Below are 22347 nucleotides of genomic sequence, written 5' to 3'. Positions count from 1 at the left end.
TATGTTTTTATATTATAATAAAAAACATCATCATGAATTTTCGGGTAATCGCTGCAATGCTTGACATTGTCGAGGAAAGTCCATGCTCGCACGGTTCTGAGATGACCGTAGTGTTCGTGCTTAGTGAATAAATAAGCTAAGGCAGTCTTTTGGCTGACGGCGGGAGGAAAACCTAAGTCTTTTATAGGATATGGTTGAAACTCTCTGAAAGTGCCACAGTGACGAAGCTGGTGCGGAAACGTAACAGGTGGAACGAGGTAAACCCCACGAGTGAGAAACCCAAATTATGGTAGGGGCACTCTCCTGAAGGAAATGAATGGATGGAGAGACGTGAATGCTTGCATCTCACGTAGATAGATGATTACTACCCGGTTGTACGAGATGTAAATCGTTTGAGTACTCGGGCACAAAACATGGCTTATTGAACTTTCAATGATGTTAAACATGAACAGTCAGGCTCTCCAGTTCCTGGAGGGCCTTTCTTTTGGGAATATGGTGAAAAATATGGAAAAAATATCTATTAAAAAGATTATTAACCAAAACACTATTTCTAGCTATTCTGACGAATTAATACAAAAAGTATTTGAAACAATTTCTGAAGGAATCATGATAACTGATCCAAAAAAGAAAATAATAAATGTGAATCCAGCTTTTGAGTTTGTTACGGGCTACAAAAAAGAAGAAGTTGTTGGACATAGCCCTGCTATCTTACAATCGGGCATTCATGACAGTGATTTTTATAAAAGCATGTGGAACGAGCTATACTCAAAAGGTGAATGGCAAGGTGAAATATGTAATCGCCGTAAAACCGGTGATGTCTATCCAGAATGGCTATCAATCATGGAAGTTCGTAATGAGCAAGGTGAAGTTACGAACTACTGCGGTGTTTTCTCCGACCTAACAGAACAAAAGGACGTTGAAGACGAACTTGAAAAGCGTGCAATGACAGATTCATTAACCGGTGTTTCAAATAGATTTGCCTATACTGAGCGAATGAAAGTTTTACTAGAATCATCCTCTACACGCTTATATCAACATGCTGTTTTATTTTTAGATTTAGATCGCTTTAAGCAAATAAATGATACACTTGGTCATGCAGTTGGTGACAATTTGTTAGTAGAAGTAGTACAAAGAATACAATCACTATTGAAAAATAAAGATATTTTAGCTAGATATGGTGGTGATGAATTTGTTATTACATTAACGAATATCCATCACCCTAGAGAAGCTGTACATTTGGCTGAAATGATCATCCAATTATTAGAACAACCCTTTAAGGTTGAAGATCAGAATTTATATGTGTCCACTAGTATAGGAATTAGCATTTATCCGCATGATGGAGATGATACGGAAGTATTATTAACCAAAGCTGATAAGGCAATGTATTTTGCAAAGCAGAATGGCAGAGGTCAATTTTCTTTTTACTTTGACGAACTACAAACAGATAGCAAACGTGTGTTGCTCCTAGATAACGAGTTACGAAAAGCTATAGAAAATGACAGCTTCGAATTACATTATCAACCCAAAGTTTCCGTTACAACTGGTGCAATCGTAGGAGTGGAAGCTTTAGTACGCTGGCAAAATGAAAAATTAGGCTTCGTCTCACCAGGTGAATTTATCCCTTATGCGGAGGAAACAGGTTTAATAATTCCGATTAGTGAATGTATTATTAATCGTGCATGCCAGGACTATCTAAAACTAAAATCAAAAAATATAAAAAATATGCCAATAGCATTGAATATATCGAGTATTCACTTTCATCAAAGTAATTTCATTGAATCCATAATGCAAATATTAGAGAGAAATAATTGCCCTGCGCATTATTTTGAAATTGAGCTAACTGAGCGTACGGTTATGAACAGTGAAAAAGAAACGATTCGAAAATTAGTACTCTTAAAGCAATTAGGTTTTAAACTGTCAATAGATGATTTTGGAACAGGCTATTCTTCTCTTAGCTATTTAGTGCAGTTTCCATTAAATTATTTAAAAATTGATCGTAGTTTTATACAACATATATGTTCGTTAGATGATAAACAAGCAGTAGTAGATGCCATTATTCAGATGGCGCATCGTTTACATATGAAGGTAATTGCTGAGGGAGTAGAGCAAAGAGAACAGGTTCAGCTATTACGTAAAATGGGCTGTGATATGATTCAAGGATACTATTACTCAAAGCCATTACCTTTAGATGAATTTATCGAATTCCTAGAATTTTGGGAATTAGAACAGTTAGAAGGGAAATAACAATGACAACATTTCGATTAGTAGCAACCGCAGCAATGGGGTTAGAAGGAATTGTCGCACAAGAGCTTCAGGACCTAGGATTTGAAACAACAACAGAAAACGGGAAAGTTTACTTTGAAGGTGACGAGAAGGCAATCGCAAAAACGAATCTTTGGTTACGCGTAGCGGACCGAGTGAAAATTATTGCAGGTGAGTTTCCAGCTCGCACATTTGATGAATTGTTTGAGGGAGTAAAAGCGATCAATTGGGAGAAATTTTTACCGGTAGATGCAGAATTCCCTGTAACAGGTAAATCCGTTAAATCTAAATTATTTAGTGTACCTGATTGCCAAGCGATTACAAAAAAAGCAATCGTTGAACGAATGAAATACCACTATAAACGTCTAGGTTTCTTAGAAGAAACTGGACCGAAATTTAAAATTGAAATTTCAATTTTAAAAGATGTGGCTACACTTACAATTGATACTAGTGGAGCAGGCCTACACAAACGTGGGTATAGACTAGATCAAGGTGAAGCACCATTAAAAGAAACGTTAGCAGCAGCGCTTGTTCAAATTTCTAAATGGAATCCAAATCGTCCATTTGTAGATCCTTTCTGTGGTTCAGGTACAATTGCACTTGAAGCTGCAATGATTGGGCAAAATATGGCTCCTGGTTACAACCGTGAGTTCATTTCAGAAGCATGGCCTTGGATGAAACAACAAATCTGGGATGATATTCGTATGGAAGCAGAAGATGTTGCAAACTACGATCAGCCTTTAGAAATTATTGGATCAGACATTGACCATCGTATGGTTCAAATTGCAAAAAGTAATGCTGTTGAAGCTGGTTTTGCAGACCTGATTACTTGGAAACAAATGCAAGTAAAAGACTTTACTACATTATCAACTGATGGCGTAATGATTGGTAACCCGCCTTATGGTGAACGTATTGGTGATATAGAAATGGTTGAACAAATGATTCGTGAGATGGGTGACAATATGGCGAAGTATCCATCTTGGTCAGTCTACATGCTATCATCAATGGAAAACTTTGAAACACTTTATGGCAGAAAAGCGACAAAAAAACGCAAATTATTCAACGGGTTTATCAGAACTGATTTTTATCAATTCTGGGGTCAACGTACACCGAGAAACTAAATTTTAAACGGAATGGGATATCCCATTCCGTTTTTTTAGGTTTGATTTTGGAAAAAAGCAAACTCGTATCTGGGCATGTCAGTAATTAACTCAATTCGGTTATAACTAAATAATATTCCATGAAAATCTAATTTAAATAAATATTCTTCTTGTTGCAATAAATTTTATGGTTTAATATGGAATATAATGTTTAGAAAAGGGGGAGGATTCATGGAGCTTTTATCTGGAACTATAGCTCTTTGTGTATCGTTTATGTTATTTGTTTTTTTGGGTGTTACCAATTATGAATCGGAATATTTCATGTTTCCAGTTATTTTGTTGATGTTCGCAATAACTTTATTCTTAGCAGAATTTAATCAATATGCAAAATCTAAAACCTCGCAAATGGATAACAAAAAAGGGGTAATTTAAGGCTATTTATGTTGTAGATCGAGTTTAAATTAGCTGAAGTTATTAGACACCTCTAAGCGGGTGTTTTTTTATAACATGAATTTATATCTTCTTAAATAATTATACAAAAACGTAAATCGAAAACTAGAATGCTTGAACTGCACACTTTTTCCCTCCGAATAATTTCACACTTTTACTACTAATATAAGATAATGCTAAATCCCATTGGAAAGAGATGGAGTTAGAATGAAAAACGTTTTCTTCGCAATGTTGATGCCACATCATTTCCACATATTTTCTCTAGCCCCCAAATTAAGATCACTTTCTATACCTAAGAGTTATATGATATGTATTTAATTTTAAATTGTAGAATAATTGCTAACAATAACCAATATAATTTTTTGTTAAGTAAATAAAGAACATTGTCTCATTCTTTATATTATTGAAAATAGAAGGCTGTTTTGTTAACCAATTTCATATAAATTTAACAGAGTTTCTTCTATTATATTAGGTGCACCAATTTCCGGGTGTTTAATTTCCTTTTTTCTGGGTAACACTATGATAACCGTGATATGACCACAAATTGAACACATAAACTGAAAAAAAATTAAATCATATACATGCATTTAACAAGGTAGTTAAGAATAATGCTATAATAACAAAGGTTTCAATTACCGTTTAGTTGAATATAATTTTATTTTCGTTGACGTACGAGGGGGAACAAGATGAGACAAGCAATACCATTTGCTCTATCAAAAGAAAAATCATTCTTCGACTCGTTGGGTGATTGGATGGGCGATATGCTTTATGATGAATTACCTGAAAAGGGTCTAGAATGTCGTGATGAGCAAATCTTTATGGCTTATCAAATTGAAAAAGTTTTACGTGAAAAATCAGTGCTATTTGCTGAAGCAGGTGTAGGTACTGGGAAAACAATTGCATACTTATTACCAGCTATTTCTTATGCGCGTTATACTGGACGTCCAGCATTGATTGCATGTGCAGATGAAACTTTAATCGACCAGCTCGTTAAAGATGGTGGCGATATTCATAAATTACAGCAATATCTTGATTTAAATATTGATGTGCGTTTAGCAAAATCACGTGATCAATACCTATGTTTAAAACGCTTTGAAGAGGCTGAAAAGTTTCATGACGGTGAATATATAGATGATATCGTAGAAACGATACCAGATGGCGTCTTTGGCCAGGGACCATTATCTTTATATGGTCAACGTAGTGACTATCCAAATGTTAGCGATGTTGATTGGCAAAAAGTCAACTACAACTCGATTCAACAGTGTTCGGTTTGTGATCTTCGCAACCGCTGTGGGCAAACGCTACATCGTGCAGATTACCGTAAAGCAACGGATTTAATCATCTGTTCACAAGATTTCTTGATGGAGCATATTGCTACAAAAGATTCACGTGAACGTGAAGGACAATTAGCACTTCTACCGGAAGTATCCATGATTGTACTTGATGAAGGCCACTTACTTGAGTACGCTGCACAAAAGGCGATGACTTACAAAGTGCAAGATTATACAATCGTAAAGCTTCTAGATATGTTAATGGTTGATGGATTACGAGAAAAAACGCTTTATACAATGGAAAAATTGCAAGATGGTCATGAATTATTCTTTGACCAACTACGTGATGATGTCATTGAATCGGATGAAGATCGTAAACGAATTAATAAATCTCCTTTACTTCTAAAGCTTGGTCAAAAAGTGATTGATACAGTAGAATCTTTACTTGAAGAGTTTGTTTTCGAATCAGAAATGTATGTCATTCCTGAATATGAGCTACGTATGGTAGAGGAGTTCTTAGAGCAATACGAAGCTGCAATGCGTATATTTATCGCGCAAGGAGATGCTGTAGACTGGTTAGAGGAAACAGATGGTGAAGAGACACTTGTCATCATGCCTAGACTTATTACAGAAGTACTCGAGGAAAAATTGTTCTCGAAAAAAATACCTTATGTATTCTCATCAGCAACTCTATCAATCAATAAAGATTTCTCATATATCGCAAACAGTTTAGGGATTAACAAATTCCAATCATTCTCTGTCTCTTCTCCATTTGAATATGAAGAAGTTATGAAGATTCAATTGCACAAAGTAGCTCAAGAAGAGAAACTTTCGTCTGTTGAAAAGTTATTACAAGATGATGAAAAAACATTAATCTTATTTAAATCAAAACAAGCGATGCAGAAATTTAAAGGGCAATTGGCTGAGGAACTACGTGCAGATGTTGCGTTTGAAGGGGATCGCGAACTATCGTCACTTATCCGTGATTTCCAAGCGGACGAAGTAAAAGTACTATGCTCATATCATTTATGGGAAGGCTTAGACTTACCCGAGGAATCATTAACGCGTGTGATAATTTTCGATTTACCTTTCCCACCAAATGATCCATTATTTGATGCAAAGCGTTCATTTGCTACCGATGCTTTTGAAGAGGTTGATTTACCATTCATGCTGTTACGACTACAGCAGGGTATGGGGCGATTAATCCGTACTTCAAAAGACCACGGAGACATTCATATTTTATTGAATGAAGAAGAATACAAACATAAAGAGAAAATACAACCGATTTTCGCAGTCGAAGCTACAGAAGTCTAATAAGAAAAAGTCAGCTCAAAATATAATGAGCTGGCTTTTTTGAATGTGAGAAGAATTATTAGCACTTTTTAGGGTGTAATGACGTGAATATTCTGCTAAATAACAAACAGAATTTTTCAACTGATTTACTTCGGTTTTCGTGATAAAATAGAAGGAACATAAGGGGGTAATAAAATGTCAGTAGAACAACGCTTTTTAAATTACATAAAAAAAATCGATAATTATGAAGAAGCTCTTTCAGTAATCTATTGGGATATGCGCACTGGAGCACCAAAAAAGGGGCTAGAGCAACGAGCAGAAGTTGTAGGTACTATTTCGTCAGAACTATTCCGATTACAAACATCCGATGAATTAGCTGAAATACTTCAAGAGCTTTCGACAAAAAAAGAAGAACTATCAGAAATTGTCCGTCGTTCATATGAAGAAACGCAAAAAGCTTTTGATTTAAATAAGAAAATCCCAGCAGATGAATATAAAGCATATGTCGTACTCCAATCAAAAGCAGAAGCTGTTTGGGAACAAGCAAAAGAAAAATCAGACTTCAGTCTATTCTTACCGTATTTAAAAGGCATTATTGAAGCGCAACAAAAGTTCGTTACTTATTGGGGAATCAAGGACAATAATCCATACAACACATTATTGGACCAATATGAACCTGATATGACAACGGATATATTGGACCGCGTATTTGGAGAATTGAAGGAAACTATTCTCCCATTAGTTCAAAAAATTGTCGCATCACCTAATCAACCAGATACGAGTTTCATATTTGACTTCTTTCCAAAAGAAGGGCAAAAGGCAGCTTGTTTAGAAATTTTACAACAACTTGATTACGACTTTGAAGCAGGTCGTTTAGATGAAACAGTTCATCCGTTTATGATCGGTTTAAACCGAGGTGATATTCGCGTAACTACAAAATATGATGAACATGATTTCCGATCTGCACTTCTTGGTACAGTGCATGAATGTGGACACGCTTTATATGAACAAAATATAATGCCAGAATTAGATGGTTTACCACTAAGCACAGGAACTTCAATGGGCATTCATGAATCTCAGTCATTGTTTTTTGAAAATTTTGTAGGACGCAATAAAAACTTTTGGTCTCATAATTTTGAGATGTTGAAAAAACACTCTCCGAAACAATTTGAAAATGTTTCATTAGAAATGTTTTTACGTGCAATTAACGCAGCGCAACCTTCTTTAATTCGAATTGAAGCTGATGAATTAACATATCCACTTCACATTATGATTCGATATGAAATTGAAAAAGAATTATTCAATGGAAACTTACAGGTTGAGGACCTACCAAAAGTATGGAATGCAAAATACGAAGAGTATTTGGGTATTGCACCAGAAAATGATGCAGAAGGAATCTTACAAGATATGCATTGGTCTGGTGGTAGTTTTGGATATTTCCCATCTTATGCACTTGGTTTTATGTATGCAGCTCAATTTAAACATGCGATAGATCAAGATATTCCAAACTTTGATGAACTTTTGGCAGAAGGTAATCTCACTCCAATTCGCGAATGGTTAACAGAAAAAGTACATCAATATGGTGCACTTAAAAAACCTTTTGAACTATTAAAAGGAGCTACTGGTGAAGGTTTAAATGCCAAGTATTTAGCCGATTATTTAATAGAAAAATATACGCGAATATATAACTTATAAAACGGTCTACACACCAATCAATTTAATATTAACAAAAGCCAAAGAGCGCTTATATAAACTGCTCTTTGGCTTTTTGATTATCTATTATGAGTATAATGCCCTGGATTTGGTACAGCACCAATTGTACTTACCCAACGATTTGTAAAATTAAAGAATCCAGCAATAAATGAAGCTTCCAAAATTTCATGGTCGCTAAAGCCAGCTAAACGTAACAGGTCTACTTGTTGTCGAGTTGTCTCTTGAGGATAAGTAGTAACATAATATGCATAATCGCATAGTGCGCGTTGTTTCTTTGTTAATATTGCAGATCGATAGTTAAAAGTGAGTTGATCAACCCAATTAGCATCTCCTGTTAAACCCCGTAATGCATCACTGTGTGTTGTTAAACAATAAGCGCAGCTATTAGTAGAGGATACAACCAAGCCCATCATTTCCTTATCTAAATTACTCAAATAGCATGTGTTTTCATCAAACATAGTATTTTTGAAATCTAAAAAACCTTTATATTGCAGTGGGTTTAATGGAAGTATTTTGAATAAATTATTGATAAAGCCCCAATTCTCTTGTTGAAAATCTACATGTTTGTCAAACTCTATTTGCAATTCAACTGGAATATTCTTTTCATCAGGTTTTTGTAAATATGAGAGTTGTTCTGTATATTTTGACATCATAATAACACTCCTTTTATTTGTTGGAAAAATCAATTAATTCATATTCATAACATTACAACTTTTTTGACTGAAATAAAAGACCTAAACAATTTAATAATATTCATAAAAATGTATAATCGAAAGTTTTATTGTTTAAGACTTATACTTTCTGGCAAAAAAGTATTTGTGATATAAGTTATAATCAAACCAAGAAAGTAGATATTTGGCATTATATGCATTAACATTCTATTAAATTAGAAAATATTAGAAGGAAATTTTTAAAACTATTGTAATAGACTTTTAATCTATCTATGAACTAAAAAAATGATAAAATAATAATAGAGATATTTTGAGGACTATGCTAGAATTCGACAGCTATTTTTTCAGTAGCTTCCAGCTTCCTTAATTTGAATAAAAGGGGGAAGAGAATATGAGTTTTAAGAAAAGGCAAATTATAGGTTTTGGTTTAATATTGCTTTTTTTAATTGTTTTATTATCAATAATGGTATTTACTTTAAATAAATTAAAAGCAAATATGACTGAAATTGTAGAGGATCGCTATTATAAAGTGCAAACTGTGATGGATATCCGTCAGTTATTTTCACGGTCTGACAGAGAAATTTTATATGCAGCAATCGATGCTGATAATAAGGATATTAAGACAAGTTTACAAACGATTAATGACAATCATGCTTCTATTTCAGAAAATATTATTAAATTGTCTACTAGTGCAAATCAAACACAGTCACAACAACTATTAAAAAAATTAGATAAGCAATATACATCCTATACCGATACAGAGTCTAAAATCATTCAACTGATTAAGGCAAACGGTTCGAGTGCAGATTTAAATGAATTGATGGAAGAACAAAGAACTAAGAGATTAGAAGTGTTATCTACACTTGATGATTTTAAGGAATATCAAGAGGGTATTATGAATGATACTTTGAAAAGTTCTCAACAAACGTACAATGATATGATTAAATTTACTATATTTGCTGTATTTTTTAGTATTTTAATAATTTCTACTATACTTAGTTGGATGATTAGAAGCACATCCAAGGAACTTCAATCTATTACAAAAGTAATTCAAAAGATAAATTTTAAAAATTTATCTTCTATTCCAAGAATCACGATTCAGACGAAAGATGAAATTGGAGAAATTGCCAGTTCTTTCAACGAAATGGCCGGATCATTAGAAGAGTATAATCAGAAAGAAAAAGATTTCACTCAAAAAATTAGTGAACAGAACTGGATGCAAACGGGTCTTGCAGAAATTGCAACGATGTATCAACGTATAGTGGACATAGAAGAGTTAGGTAAACGATTAATTACAAGACTAGCACCTATGGTCGGCGCATCCTTTGGTGTATTTTATATCCGCCGTGGTCAAGGAGAAGATACACGTTTTGTTAAAACTGCTTCCTTCGCTGGTGAAGGCAATGATGCTGGTAGAAGCGAGTTTCAAATTGGTGAAGGTTTAATTGGACAATGTGCTATAGGAAAAAAATCACAGATTATCACTGATATACCGGATAATTATCAATTTATTACAACTGGATTAGGTAATGTGAATCCTAAAAGTATTATTATAACGCCAGTCATTTTTGAAGATGAAGTCGTAGGTATATTGGAAATGGCAAGTCTAGAACCATTCACTAACCTACAGCAAAACTTCTTACAACGTGTTTTAGAGACACTAGGTATTACTATCAATAGTGTGCAAGGTCGAATGGAAATTGAGCGATTATTAAAAGAATCACAAGCTCAAACAGAGGAGCTTCAAGCACAGTCAGAAGAATTACAATCGCAGTCAGAAGAGTTACAAGCACAATCAGAAGAATTGCAATCTCAAGCAGAAGAATTGCGAATGATTAATGAACAGTTATCTGAGAGAACTCACGATGCTGAAGAAAAATCACGGGAACTTGAAGAAGCAAAAATCAACCTAGAGGAACATGCTGAAGAACTAAGAAAAAGTTCAAAATACAAATCAGAATTCATGGCTAATATGTCGCATGAGTTAAGAACGCCATTAAATAGTATTTTAATTTTATCTGAGATGTTAGAAACCCCAGATGAAAATGGCTTGGCTGAAGAACAACAAGAGTTTGCTAGAATCATTCACTCATCAGGACAAGACCTATTGAAGTTAATCAATGATATATTGGATTTATCAAAAGTTGAAGTAGGAAAATTAAAAGTCCAATTTGATGAAATGAATATGAGTGAAGTTCCAGAATTATTACATCAGAATTTTGATCATGTAGCACTCAAAAAGGGTTTGAATTTTACTGTAGAAAAGGATGGAAATGTACCAAATATATTCTTTACTGACCAACAACGTTTTCAACAGATTTTGAAAAACTTATTATCCAATGCCTTTAAATTTACGCATGAAGGTGCTATTTCAGTTCAAATTAAAAATGCTGAAAAAGAAAATATTACGAAGTTGGCACATACCGAAATTACGGACGAATGGGTTGAAATTAGTGTAAAAGATACTGGAATAGGTATTACTAATGAAAAACAAAAAATAATTTTTGAAGCATTTCAACAAGGTGATGGAGCAACCGAGAGAAAATATGGCGGGACTGGCTTAGGCTTATCTATCAGTCAGGAATTCGCTAAATTACTTGGAGGATGGGTTTTTGTCGATAGTGAAGAAGGCAAAGGAAGTGTCTTTACTTTATTATTACCAAACCTACCTAGTGGTATTGACGTACCTTATGATGAAGAAGTGGATTCATCAGTGTTAACTGTAGCAACAAATGATAATGTTATTACAGAAAAAATAGAACCAGATCAAATAAATCCGGAAAAACAGCAACTAACACAAGCGAACAAGAATATGTTATCAAATAAGACGGTACTTATTGTGGATGATGATCACCGAAATATTTTTGCACTAAGAAATGCTTTAGAATCTCAAGGGATGGAGATTATTTCAGCTGAAAATGGATTTGAATGTTTAGAAATTCTTAAAGAAAATAATTCTGTAGATGCTGTATTAATGGATATAATGATGCCTGTTATGGATGGTTATGAAACGATGCGCAATATTCGTAGCCAAGAAATTTATCAAGAGCTTCCAATCATCGCTCTTACTGCAAAAGCGATGAAAGGCGATAGGGAAAAATGCTTAAAAGCCGGCGCATCAGATTACATCAGTAAGCCATTAAAAATTGATCAGTTATTATCAGTTCTTCGTGTATGGTTGGCTAAGTAATTAATCGAGCAGGCTAGAAGGGGATTATTGTGAAAGACTTATTAACTAATGAAGAAAAAGAGAATATTGAAATTGATTTGTTACTTCAAGCTGTTTATAGTGTTTCGGGCTTTGACTTTCAAAAGTATATGCGTTCTTCGATTAAAAGAAGAATTATTAATCGAATGAGACAAGAGAAGATGGAGAAAATTAGCTCTTTGATAGAAAAAGTTTTATATGAAAAAGGGTTTGTCGAAAAGTTAATAGATGACTTTTCCATACATGTTACGGAAATGTTTCGTGATCCAGAATTTTTCAAGGCTTTCCGATTAAAAGTTGTGCCACTGCTTAAAGAATTTCCTACAATACGTATATGGCATGCAGGTTGTTCAACTGGTGAAGAAGTTTTTTCCATGGCCATATTACTAAAAGAGGAAGGGCTTTATGATCAGACGAAAATATATGCAACAGACATAAATGAAAAAGTACTATTACAAGCTAAAGAAGGTATTTTACCATTAAATCAGATGCAATCATATACCAAAAATTATTTGGCTGCAGGTGGTAAACAAGAGTTTTCAGAGTATTATTCGACTGATTATCAAAATGCCTACTTAGATGCAGCTTTATTGAAAAATATTGTATTCTTTCAACATAATTTGGTGACAGACGGCTCATTTAATGAGTTTCATGTTATTATTTGCCGTAACGTCATGATTTATTTTACAGGTGAATTACAAAATAGTGTAAATCAGTTGTTCTATGATAGCCTTTGTCACGATGGTATTATCGGTATAGGTAGTAAAGAAACATTACGTTCATCTGTTTTCTCCGAAAAATATAAGGAGATTGCAAGTCAAGAGAATATTTATCGAAAAATATAACAACTCAGGGTCGCATAAGCGGCCCTTGTTTGTTTAGAAAATGTTTAGCGGAGCCGTATAAAAGGTAATGGATAGTATAATTAAAACAACTGATTATAAGTACACAAAAATAGAAGCTCCCCCAAACAATAGCAAGATTTAGATTAATATATATCATGAATTTTTAAGTACTTATGGGCGGAGTAGGATTCATAAGCTAAAGGGGACTAAAAGTATGACGATTTTAATCGTAGATGATAACCAAGTAAACCTTTTCTTAGTTGAAAATATACTAAAACGCGCAGGGTATAACGATTTCCATTCACTTTCATCAGCCCATGAAATGTTTGACTATTTAGGGGCTGGTCAAGAATATCCAAAAGAAACCAATGTAGACATTATACTTCTTGATATTATGATGCCGGAAATGGATGGTATTGAAGCATGCCGACGCTTGCAGAATATTCCCCATTTGAAGGACATCCCTGTGATTTTTGTGACGGCATTGGAAGACTCGAATAAGGTAGCTGAGGCACTTGATGTAGGTGGAATAGATTACATAATGAAGCCCATCAATAAAATAGATTTACTTGCTAGAATTCGAGTAGGTCTACGTTTAAAGTATGAAAAAGATTGGCATAAAGAACAAGATAAAAAGCTCAGAGACGAACTAGATTTATCGATGCAAGTACAAAGTAGTTTATTAAGTGAGCCCATCATCAATGAACAACTAATGATAAAGGCTTCATATTTTCCCGCAAACAAACTAGCAGGTGATATGTATTATTGGCAACGCATAGATGAAAATCGATACGGGGTAATTATTTTAGATATGATGGGACATGGTATCTCAGCTTCTCTAGTATGTATGTATATTTCTTCTGTATTGCGAGATGCCATTCGGAAGAATACTGATCCAGAAGCAATTATCGTTGAGTTAAACAGGTGGATGAACATACTAAATAAAAAAGAAAATCCTGTACATTATTATTTTACTGCCATTTATATGATTATTGACACGAAGAGAAAAACAGTAGAGTACGTTAACGCAGGACACCCACCTGGTTTTGCCTATGTTGATGATGAAAAAGTCGTATCCCTTTCGAAAGGATCTTGTCCAGTTGGTTTTTTTAATGAAATGAAAATAAGTAAAGACATTGTTCATTACAATGAGAGAATTCAGCTTCTGATTTTTACGGATGGTGTGATGGAATCTCTTGATAATGAAGAGACTGACGGGTTGGATGCAATAAAAGAAGCCATTTCGGAGCGCTGGGTAGATTGTGAAGTAATAGAACCTATTGATATCGTAATGCCTCAAGCATTACAACATGACCAACCTGATGATATGTGTGTTGTTTTAGTTCAGGCAGGTTGTCCGTTATGTTAAATTGGTTGTAGAAAAAATTGATATTTATTACTTTACTAAGTAAAACTAGATTTGTATAACGCTGATTTTATGGATGCACAATATATAAGATCTATTTGTTTATTTGTTGATAAGAAAATAGAGACCCCCGTAAAGTGGACTAAAAGGGTTCACTTTACGGGGGTATTTTTTATCTTCAGAGTGGGTCTTGGGATTTATATATTTACCAAAGCTTATATCCCTTAGACCCCAACGGAGCATTTGTAATAATATCAAAGATTGGGAAGGTGTATGCGATTAATACTAGTGCAACAAGAATCACAATCCAAAGTTTGAAGTTTTCTAAAATTGCAGGTGTTTTTTCTGCGTTAGGAGCAACCTCTGCTATCGGGAATTCTTCTTGACCTTTTGGTGCGAACCAGCAAAGCTTCACAAAAATATAAAGGAATAACAGAATACCGATGAATAGAAGAGTGCCACCAACAGCTTGTGCAATTTGATAAGAAACCCATGTGCTAGCAATTTCAGCACCGCCATAATCAGAGAATGCAGAACGTCGTGGTGCGCCAAGTAAACCAGCTACGTGCATTGCACTTGACATGATACCCATACCAATTACCCAAACGATTGCTTGAATAATACCTAACTTATTCATTTCTTTAGTTAATGTACGACCCGTTAAGTGAGGTACTAACCAATAACAAGCGCCAAAGAAGGTTAATACGACGGCTGTAGCAACTGTTAAATGGAAGTGACCTGTTACCCAAATTGTATTGTGGATTAACTGGTTCATCTGGTAAGAAGCATTAACGATACCACCTGCTCCACCTGGGATGAATACTAACATACCTAGGAAAGGTACAAAGAATCGCGCATCTCCCCAAGGTAATTGTTTTAACCAACCGAATACGCCTTTACCGCCTAAAGATCTACCACGAATTTCAAATGTAGCGAATAGAGAAAAAGCAGTTAATAGAGAAGGGATGACAACCATCATAGTTAAAATAACCTGTAAGAATTTCCATGATCCGTCAACACCAGGTTCCGTTAATTGGTGATGAAGACCTACAGGAACTGAGAACAATACGAACATAATAAATGACAATCGAGATAATGCATCAGAGAAGATTTTACCACCAATTACTTTAGGAACTACTACATACCAAATCATATAGGCTGGTAATAACCAGAAGTAAACGAGTGCGTGACCAAATGACCAGAATAGAGTGCGAGATAAGAGAATATCAACACGTTCTACTAAACCTAATGACCATGGAAGTAGTTGGAATAGTACTTCTGAAGCTACACCAATTGTTGCCACGAACCACATTAGATTATTACAAACGACCATAAATGATAGTAAAGGAGAAGTTTGACCTTTATTTTCTTTTCTCCATTGCATCCATCGTAGTGCTTGGCCCAAACCACCAATCCAAGAACCAACAACTACTAATGTTAAGCCTAAATAGAAAATCCAGTGAGCTTGCAACGGAGCATAGAACGTATAAAGAACGGATGCCTCATTTAATAACACCATAGCGGATGCCATTGCAGTACCAGCAGTCATAGTCCAGAAGCCAATCCAGCAAAGTAGACGTTGTTTTGCTGATAATGCACCTGAAGTACGACTAACTGCAGCAATTTGGAATCCATAAATGAAGAATGTCGTTAATATTAAGCCCAATAAAACACCGTGGACAGTTAGAACTTGGTAATAACCAATGCCCCATGGCAATTTAAATTCGCCAGAACGAACAAGTACTTGTAAAAGACCCGCAGTTCCACCTAATAAAAGGGCAATCATAGCTACATAAATATGAGCCATCGCTACTTTAGAATCTTTACGATCTACTTGCATTAAATCATTAACTTTATTGGAAACCTTCCCAACAATGTTTTGTTTATTTCCATCTACTTTAGATTTATTAGCTAATGCTTGACTCATTTTGGTTCCACCACCTTAAGCATAGAATGCATTTGAGCATGACCTACACCACAATACTCATTACAAACGATTAAATATTCGCCAACTTTATCAACTGTTGTTACATATTCTGAAATGTATCCAGGTTCTAACATCATATTAATATTTGTACCAGCAACCTCGAAACCATGAACAACATCTTTTGAAGTTGCGATGAATTTAACTTTAGCACCTACAGGTACTTCTAAAGTGGGAGGATCATAGTAAAATGCAGAAGCAACTACAACGGCTTCATAATCCCAGTCTTTTCCTTCCACTTTATGGACACCAGGTTTATTGAATGGAGTGATTTCATCCACTTTTTCGTAGTTAATCGTATTTTTAGCACTTGGTGGGTGGCTACCGTTATGAAAGGCCATGATACCAGTAATTAATAAGAATACTATAAGTGAGCCAACACCGAATGCAAGCCAATACTTTTCGTATTTATGAAGATGCATAATTTTCCCTTCCTTCTTTCAGTTTAAAAGCGATCAAGAAATAGTCCAAAACAAAGACCCCAAACTACAACTATAAAGACCCCTAATGCCATAACTAAGTAAAAAGTTCCTTTTAAGTCGCCGTCGGAATGATTTTTGTTAGCCATATTGAACCCTCCCTTATTAATTGAGTAAATCTTTAATTCCGTGTGTTCATCATATAAAAATAAGCTTTAGTGGGATGTGATAAATATCACACTAAAGCACATGAAATGTGAATGAAGTGTGAAAAGACATAAAATTTTGTGGAAATTTTGAAGGGAAAATGGGTATGCTAATATATTGGGGCAAAAAAAAAGCGTCTAGCTCAATACATTGAACAAGACACTCAAATACTATTCATTTGTATCTATAGTTAATAAGATGATTAGTTTACCAGTGTTATCAATTGTTACAGGTAGTTTAAAAGCATGTTGGAAACCGTATAATTTTGTATGCCCGACCATTACAGTTGGGGGTGTAATATCTAAATCCAATTCTTTTTCTGCAGCAAAGGTACATAGGTTTCCAGCAATCATATTACCGAATTCACCTGTAAAGGATTCTAACATGGCTCCTTCTAATGTCATGCCATACATACCTGCACCGATTGCACTAAACGTATCAGGTGTTGAATCAATAATGATCCGCCCTTTCAAATCGCCAACCATGCCAATTAGCACACCGATTTCATTTTGTTCATAAGGGTCTGATGTAATAGTTGGAGGTGATACTTGAATATCATATGGAATAACTGACTTTAGTGCGTTTATAGTACCGTTCAAGACGGCTTGTATTTGAATAGAAGTACTCATTTAAACACTCCCGATACGTGACTTTATTTCTATAATAACATGCGAGTTTAAAAAATTGAATTAATACTTGACGAAGAGGATGATTTTCATTATCATTAAGGTAGATGAGAATGATTTTCATATTCATTACATATACTTAACGATCAAATAAAAGGGAGCGGTCAAAGTGATTTTTGCATTTATTGGAGCTACAGTATTAATCTACGGTGCAGTTAGTAAATATGTGTTCACTCAAACAACCGCACATTTAAAATAACGACAAAATCCTCCTGAAATTGGGAGGATTTTTTTGTTTGTCGTTTTCCTTCTACATGTTAGAATGAGTTTATTACATATAAAAGGAGTTAAAGCCTTTCATGACAGTATTTGATCAGCAACTTCAACAATTATTAAAGCAAACAGCAATGCAATATTTGATTTACAAAGATAACGCAGATGAGGAGCGTTTGCAAAAAACGACTCTTTTTGCCAATAAACTATTAAATAAGGAATATATGATTGGCTTTGCTGGCCATTTCTCTGCAGGGAAATCGAGCATGATTAACGCATTAACTGGTGATCAGCTATTACCCTCTAGTCCAATACCTACGAGTGCAAACGTTGTTAAAGTACATAAATCTGAAAGCGATTACGCAATTGCCTATTTAACAGGACAAGATCCAGTGAAATTCACTGGTGATTATGATATTAAAACAGTCAAGGCCTTCGCTAAAAACGGAGCGCTCGTATCGCAAATTGAAATCGGTCATTCAAAATCAGTGCTACCTGATGGCGTAACAGTAATGGATACTCCAGGAGTAGACTCGACGGATGATGCTCATCGCATGTCAACTGAATCAGCACTTCATTTAGCGGATATTGTATTTTACGTCATGGATTATAATCATGTTCAATCTGAGTTGAATTTTCAATTTACAAAACAATTAATGAAATTTAATCCAAATGTTTATCTAATCGTCAATCAAATTGATAAACATAAAGATAATGAACTTGATTTTACTGAATTTGAGCAGTCTGTTCATACTTCATTTGCAAATTGGGGAGTTGTTCCAAAAGGTATCTTCTTTACTTCTCTACGTGAACTAGAGCATCCACATAATGATTTCCAAACAGTCAAGGAAATTGTCATGAGTAGCATGGATGGGTGGCAAGATCAGTTAGTTGAGACAGCTAAAAAAACTTTACAACAATTGAATAAAGAGCATGAAGAATATTTAAAAGCGACAAAACAAGAAATTTTCGATACAAATGAAGAAATTCTACCATTTTCAGATTGGGAAAATCGCCAAGAGTTAAAAGATCAATACGCCAATATCCAGCGTCAATTAGAGCTTTACTCTGTTGAAAAATGGAAAAAATCCTTTGAACAACAACGTGAAGAGTTACTAAATAATGCTGGTATTATGCCTTATGAGCTACGTGATAAGCTAAAACTTTACTTAGAAAGTATGCAAGAAGACTTTAAGGTAGGGATGTTCTTCTCCGCAAAGAAAACTGCTGCTGAAAAAGAATTACGTAAAGAAGAGCTTTACAAACTTTATCAGTCGATTATTACATCACAAATATCAGGTCATATGCTGTCATTGATGAAAAATTCATTGAAGGATGTTGGTGCACTAACTGATGATGTATCTCTTGAAATTGATACAATTGAATTCAAGGTACCTTTTGAGACAATTCAAGATCAAGTGAAAAAAGATGCTTTGGCGACTGGTGATGGGTTGTTGAATTTTGCTAACCGTGTATCAGAAGCAACAAAGCGTTGGTTTATTAGAACAACTGATGAATGGAAAGACGACAAGGCATCTTTTGTAGAGCAATTATCTTTTGGCTCTGTTGAACCGTTGAAGAAAAAACAAGAAGTACTTTCTGAAAAAGTATCAGTTATTAAAGAAATCGAGCATGTTGAAGAACAGGAGCAGTTTTATGCGAAGAAAGCAGCAGCTGCTACAACAGTATTAAATAAGGATGCAGATAATTATGTTGCAATGTGGACAAAAGAGCATGCAGAAGCTTTTGAGCAAATACGATTATTCGACCCTACGATGTTACAACAAGAGGAAGATATTCTAATAGAAGAAAAACCTACCGAAAATGCTGAAGATGTGGAGACTATACAAACTGCTATCGCAGTCAAGCAAGCATTACATACAGCTAATGCTGTAGCGAATGTACAAGGATTTAAAGAGGTATCAACTTATCTCAAAAATAAAGTAGAACGTCTTCAGAAAAAGGATTTCACAATTGCGTTGTTTGGAGCATTTAGTGCTGGTAAATCATCATTTTCTAATGCGCTAATGGGTCAACAAGTTTTACCTGTTTCACCAAATCCAACGACAGCAGCAATTAACAAAATTCGACCTGTCTCACCAGAACATCCTCATGAAACGGCTGATGTTCGATTAAAAACAACTGACCAATTACAAGATGACATCATCTCGTCTTATGAGGCGATTGGTATGCATGTGACAACTTTAGAAGAAGCATTCAATAAAGCTGCTGAAGGATTGCAAATGGAATTAGTAGATGAGAGATTACATGTCCATAAGTCTTTCATCCGTGCCTTCGCACAAGGATATGAAGAATTTAAAGAGCAGTTAGGAACGACTTTACGCACAAATCGAGAGGATTTTGAAAAATTTGTCGCCGAAGAAAAACGTAGTTGTTTTGTCGATTCCATTGATTTCTATTTTGATTGTGAATTAACAAGAATGGGTGTCACATTAGTAGATACCCCGGGAGCAGACTCTATTAACGCCCGTCATACAGGTGTTGCATTTGATTACATTAGAAATGCTGATGCGATTCTATTTATTACTTATTATAATCATGCATTCGCTCGAGCAGATCGTGAATTCTTGATTCAATTAGGTCGTGTAAAAGATGCCTTTGAGCTTGATAAGATGTTCTTCATCGTAAATGCTATTGATCTTGCATCAAATAAGGAAGAAGAGGGAGAAGTTAAAACCTATGTACAGCAAGAATTGCAACGCTTCGGTATTCGAAAACCTCGATTATTTGGTGTCTCTAGTTTACTCGCATTAAAAGAAAAAGTAGAAAAAAGTAATTTCGAATCAGGAATGCAGCCGTTTGAAGATGCATTCCACCATTTCCTATCTGAAGAGTTGAGCTCTTTAGCAGTTCAAGCTTTAGTAGAAGAAACGGATAAAACCCAAAACCGTCTCGCTTCACTTATTAAGCAAACTGAGGACAATATGCTACGTAAAGATGAACGCCTAGTGGAACTGACGAAACTTGAGCAATTTATTCATACTCGTTTTGAAAAATCAGGTGCAGCCGTTATTAAAAAAGATGTTGAGCAGGAATTATCAGAGCTAATGTACTATGTTTTACAGCGAGTTTACTATCGTTTTGCAGATTTTTATAATGAAGCGTATAATCCAGCAACATTTGCAGGTAAATCATCAACAACGGCATTACAATTAGCATTAAAAGAATTATTACAAAGCTTAAGTTTTGATTTAGAACAAGAAATGCGTGTTACAAACTTCCGTATTGCGAAGTTTATCCATAAAAAGATGACTGAGCGTTATATTGAAGATGTAAGAAAATTAAAAGATGTAAATGATAGTTTCTCATTCACGCCATTTGAAACAGAAGAGCCAGCAATACTAGAATTTGTAGGGCCATTTGAACAAACTGCACCGTATGAATCTGTTAAATCTCATTTTAAAAATAATAAAGCATTTTTTGAAAAAGGCGATCGCTTAAAATTAAGAGAAGCATTAGAACAATTGACAAAACCAGATGCACAACAGTATTTGAACACGGAAGCAAAACGTTTAAACAATTGGTCTGAATCGCTTATTAATACTGAAGCAGAAAGTTTACGTCATCATCTAAGTGCCCAAGCAACAGAGCAAATTGCAACAGAACGTGAGCTTTTACAAGAAGAAAGCAAGCTTGTTGAATGGAAAAAAATCTACTCATCTTTATTTGAAGGAGTTGTGAAGTAATGGTGAACGTATTTATTTCAATCAAAGATTTAGACGTGAATAATACTATCTGGATTGATGCGCGTTATAATCTGCAAAATGCAGAAGAAGGACGAAACCTTTATAATCAGGAACATTTTAAAGGAGCAGTATACTGGGATTTAGAAAAAGACCTTTCAGATATGACAAAAGATGAGGGACGTCATCCAATGCCCGACAAAGATCAATTACAGGCGTTGTTTGAAAGAAGTGGTTTACATTATGATACGGACAAAACAATTGCTGTCTACGATCAAGGTGCTTCACCCTTTGCAACACGTGCATGGTGGATGCTACAATATGGTGGTTTTAAAAATGCCAAAATAGTAAAAGAGGGCTACAGTGCCATAAAGGAAGCGGGTATTGCTGTTCAATCAGGAGAACAATCAGTGACAAATACTGCTCTTAAACCAAGATGGCAAGACGATCTTTATGTAAATCGTACAGGTGTCAAAGAGATAGTTGATGGGAAAGTAAAAAAAGTGCTACTAGATGCGCGTGCTGAAGCGAGATATTTAGGGGAAATAGAGCCGCTAGATAAGGTGGCAGGTCATATTCCAGGAGCACGAAATTTTGATTGGGAGCAATTAAAGTCAGATGGAGTTTTAACAACAAATCAAAAATTGCGTGATGTTGTTCGACAAGATGAGCAAATAGTAGTTTATTGCGGTAGTGGTGTAACAGCATCACCATTATTCGCTATTTTAAAAGAAGAAGGATATTCAAATGTACAACTGTACACAGGTAGTTATAGTGATTGGATTACAGCGTATGCACCTGAAAAAGGATCTTCAAAGAAATAATTGATTCAATTGAAAGCAAAATAGAACTAAAAAAGCGAGCAAAGTTATGATTTTGCTCGCTTTTTTGCGCATTCATAACATAATTATCGCCATTTTCACATAAAATAGAGTCTGTCCAGAGTTTTTACTTT

The 22347-nt window shown here is 34.9% G+C and carries 15 protein-coding genes and 1 other RNA gene; 11 read left to right on the top strand and 5 right to left on the bottom strand.

The features are described 5' to 3' along the window. Positions 1–36 precede the first annotated feature (36 nt). From rnpB to MKY02_RS15285, 6 genes are all read left to right on the top strand, one after another. Positions 37–426, top strand: an RNA gene (gene rnpB, locus MKY02_RS15310) — RNase P RNA component class B. Positions 427–504: 78 nt separating this feature from the next. Next, on the top strand, positions 505–2244 hold the full coding sequence (locus MKY02_RS15305; protein WP_038191187.1) for a sensor domain-containing protein: 1740 nt from the start codon (positions 505–507) through the stop codon (positions 2242–2244). Between the two features lie 2 nt (positions 2245–2246). Continuing rightward, a complete protein-coding gene (locus tag MKY02_RS15300; RefSeq protein ID WP_038190551.1) occupies positions 2247–3383 on the top strand; it encodes a THUMP domain-containing class I SAM-dependent RNA methyltransferase in 1137 nt (378 codons plus the stop codon). Between the two features lie 210 nt (positions 3384–3593). After that, complete coding sequence (locus tag MKY02_RS15295) at positions 3594–3794, top strand: hypothetical protein (RefSeq protein ID WP_340711483.1); 201 nt, start codon at positions 3594–3596, stop codon at positions 3792–3794. Between the two features lie 704 nt (positions 3795–4498). Then, on the top strand, positions 4499–6397 hold the full coding sequence (locus MKY02_RS15290; protein ID WP_038190537.1) for an ATP-dependent DNA helicase: 1899 nt from the start codon (positions 4499–4501) through the stop codon (positions 6395–6397). A 174-nt stretch (positions 6398–6571) separates the two neighbouring features. Continuing rightward, positions 6572–8071, top strand: a complete 1500-nt coding sequence (locus MKY02_RS15285; RefSeq protein ID WP_076065181.1) for a carboxypeptidase M32 — start codon at positions 6572–6574, stop codon at positions 8069–8071. A gap of 77 nt (positions 8072–8148) precedes the next feature. Here MKY02_RS15285 and MKY02_RS15280 read toward each other — a convergent pair whose 3' ends face one another. Further along, a complete protein-coding gene (locus MKY02_RS15280; RefSeq protein WP_076065249.1) occupies positions 8149–8739 on the bottom strand; it encodes a peroxidase-related enzyme in 591 nt (196 codons plus the stop codon). A 412-nt stretch (positions 8740–9151) separates the two neighbouring features. Here MKY02_RS15280 and MKY02_RS15275 point away from each other — a divergent pair, with 412 nt between their 5' ends. The 3 genes from MKY02_RS15275 to MKY02_RS15265 all read left to right on the top strand — a co-directional run bounded on the left by MKY02_RS15275 (position 9152) and on the right by MKY02_RS15265 (position 14182). Continuing rightward, on the top strand, positions 9152–11950 hold the full coding sequence (locus MKY02_RS15275; protein WP_038190523.1) for a response regulator: 2799 nt from the start codon (positions 9152–9154) through the stop codon (positions 11948–11950). A 26-nt stretch (positions 11951–11976) separates the two neighbouring features. Further along, on the top strand, positions 11977–12813 hold the full coding sequence (locus tag MKY02_RS15270) for a CheR family methyltransferase (protein ID WP_051448850.1): 837 nt from the start codon (positions 11977–11979) through the stop codon (positions 12811–12813). Between the two features lie 214 nt (positions 12814–13027). Further along, on the top strand, positions 13028–14182 hold the full coding sequence (locus tag MKY02_RS15265; RefSeq protein ID WP_076065179.1) for a SpoIIE family protein phosphatase: 1155 nt from the start codon (positions 13028–13030) through the stop codon (positions 14180–14182). 202 nt (positions 14183–14384) lie between these two features. Here the strand turns inward: MKY02_RS15265 and MKY02_RS15260 are convergent, their stop codons facing one another. The 4 genes from MKY02_RS15260 to MKY02_RS15245 form a co-directional block, all read right to left on the bottom strand. After that, positions 14385–16019, bottom strand: coding sequence for a b(o/a)3-type cytochrome-c oxidase subunit 1 (locus MKY02_RS15260; protein ID WP_038191181.1), 1635 nt, complete (start codon positions 16017–16019; stop codon positions 14385–14387). An 83-nt stretch (positions 16020–16102) separates the two neighbouring features. After that, positions 16103–16585: a cytochrome c oxidase subunit II gene (locus tag MKY02_RS15255; protein WP_038190516.1), complete on the bottom strand. Its 483-nt coding sequence runs from the start codon at positions 16583–16585 to the stop codon at positions 16103–16105. Positions 16586–16608: 23 nt separating this feature from the next. Then, positions 16609–16731 carry a hypothetical protein gene (locus MKY02_RS15250; RefSeq protein ID WP_268746475.1) on the bottom strand — a complete coding sequence of 41 codons (123 nt, stop codon included), beginning with the start codon at positions 16729–16731 and terminating at the stop codon, positions 16609–16611. A 228-nt stretch (positions 16732–16959) separates the two neighbouring features. Next, complete coding sequence (locus tag MKY02_RS15245; RefSeq protein WP_038190515.1) at positions 16960–17418, bottom strand: chemotaxis protein CheX; 459 nt, start codon at positions 17416–17418, stop codon at positions 16960–16962. 356 nt (positions 17419–17774) lie between these two features. Here MKY02_RS15245 and MKY02_RS15240 point away from each other — a divergent pair, with 356 nt between their 5' ends. After that, the gene (locus MKY02_RS15240; protein WP_038190514.1) at positions 17775–21395 is read left to right on the top strand and encodes a dynamin family protein; all 3621 of its coding nucleotides are present in this window, start codon (positions 17775–17777) and stop codon (positions 21393–21395) included. Further along, positions 21395–22216, top strand: a complete 822-nt coding sequence (locus MKY02_RS15235) for a sulfurtransferase (protein ID WP_038190513.1) — start codon at positions 21395–21397, stop codon at positions 22214–22216. Before MKY02_RS15240 ends, MKY02_RS15235 begins: the two co-directional genes overlap by 1 nt. The last annotated feature ends 131 nt before the right edge of the window (positions 22217–22347 follow it).

This window comes from Viridibacillus sp. FSL R5-0888 (assembly GCF_038009105.1).
Lineage (GTDB): Bacteria > Bacillota > Bacilli > Bacillales_A > Planococcaceae > Viridibacillus > Viridibacillus arenosi.
This window is presented reverse-complemented; position numbering and strand designations above follow the sequence as displayed.

Coding starts and splice junctions, on each gene's coding strand:
- MKY02_RS15265 (WP_076065179.1), top strand. CDS start 13,028: ATGACGATTTTAATCGTAGATGATAACCAAGTAAACCTTTTCTTAGTT.
- MKY02_RS15275 (WP_038190523.1), top strand. CDS start 9,152: ATGAGTTTTAAGAAAAGGCAAATTATAGGTTTTGGTTTAATATTGCTT.
- MKY02_RS15305 (WP_038191187.1), top strand. CDS start 505: ATGGAAAAAATATCTATTAAAAAGATTATTAACCAAAACACTATTTCT.
- MKY02_RS15290 (WP_038190537.1), top strand. CDS start 4,499: ATGAGACAAGCAATACCATTTGCTCTATCAAAAGAAAAATCATTCTTC.
- MKY02_RS15255 (WP_038190516.1), bottom strand. CDS start 16,585: ATGCATCTTCATAAATACGAAAAGTATTGGCTTGCATTCGGTGTTGGC.
- MKY02_RS15300 (WP_038190551.1), top strand. CDS start 2,247: ATGACAACATTTCGATTAGTAGCAACCGCAGCAATGGGGTTAGAAGGA.
- MKY02_RS15280 (WP_076065249.1), bottom strand. CDS start 8,739: ATGTCAAAATATACAGAACAACTCTCATATTTACAAAAACCTGATGAA.
- MKY02_RS15240 (WP_038190514.1), top strand. CDS start 17,775: ATGACAGTATTTGATCAGCAACTTCAACAATTATTAAAGCAAACAGCA.
- MKY02_RS15285 (WP_076065181.1), top strand. CDS start 6,572: ATGTCAGTAGAACAACGCTTTTTAAATTACATAAAAAAAATCGATAAT.
- MKY02_RS15235 (WP_038190513.1), top strand. CDS start 21,395: ATGGTGAACGTATTTATTTCAATCAAAGATTTAGACGTGAATAATACT.
- MKY02_RS15245 (WP_038190515.1), bottom strand. CDS start 17,418: ATGAGTACTTCTATTCAAATACAAGCCGTCTTGAACGGTACTATAAAC.
- MKY02_RS15260 (WP_038191181.1), bottom strand. CDS start 16,019: ATGCAAGTAGATCGTAAAGATTCTAAAGTAGCGATGGCTCATATTTAT.
- MKY02_RS15295 (WP_340711483.1), top strand. CDS start 3,594: ATGGAGCTTTTATCTGGAACTATAGCTCTTTGTGTATCGTTTATGTTA.
- MKY02_RS15250 (WP_268746475.1), bottom strand. CDS start 16,731: ATGGCTAACAAAAATCATTCCGACGGCGACTTAAAAGGAACTTTTTAC.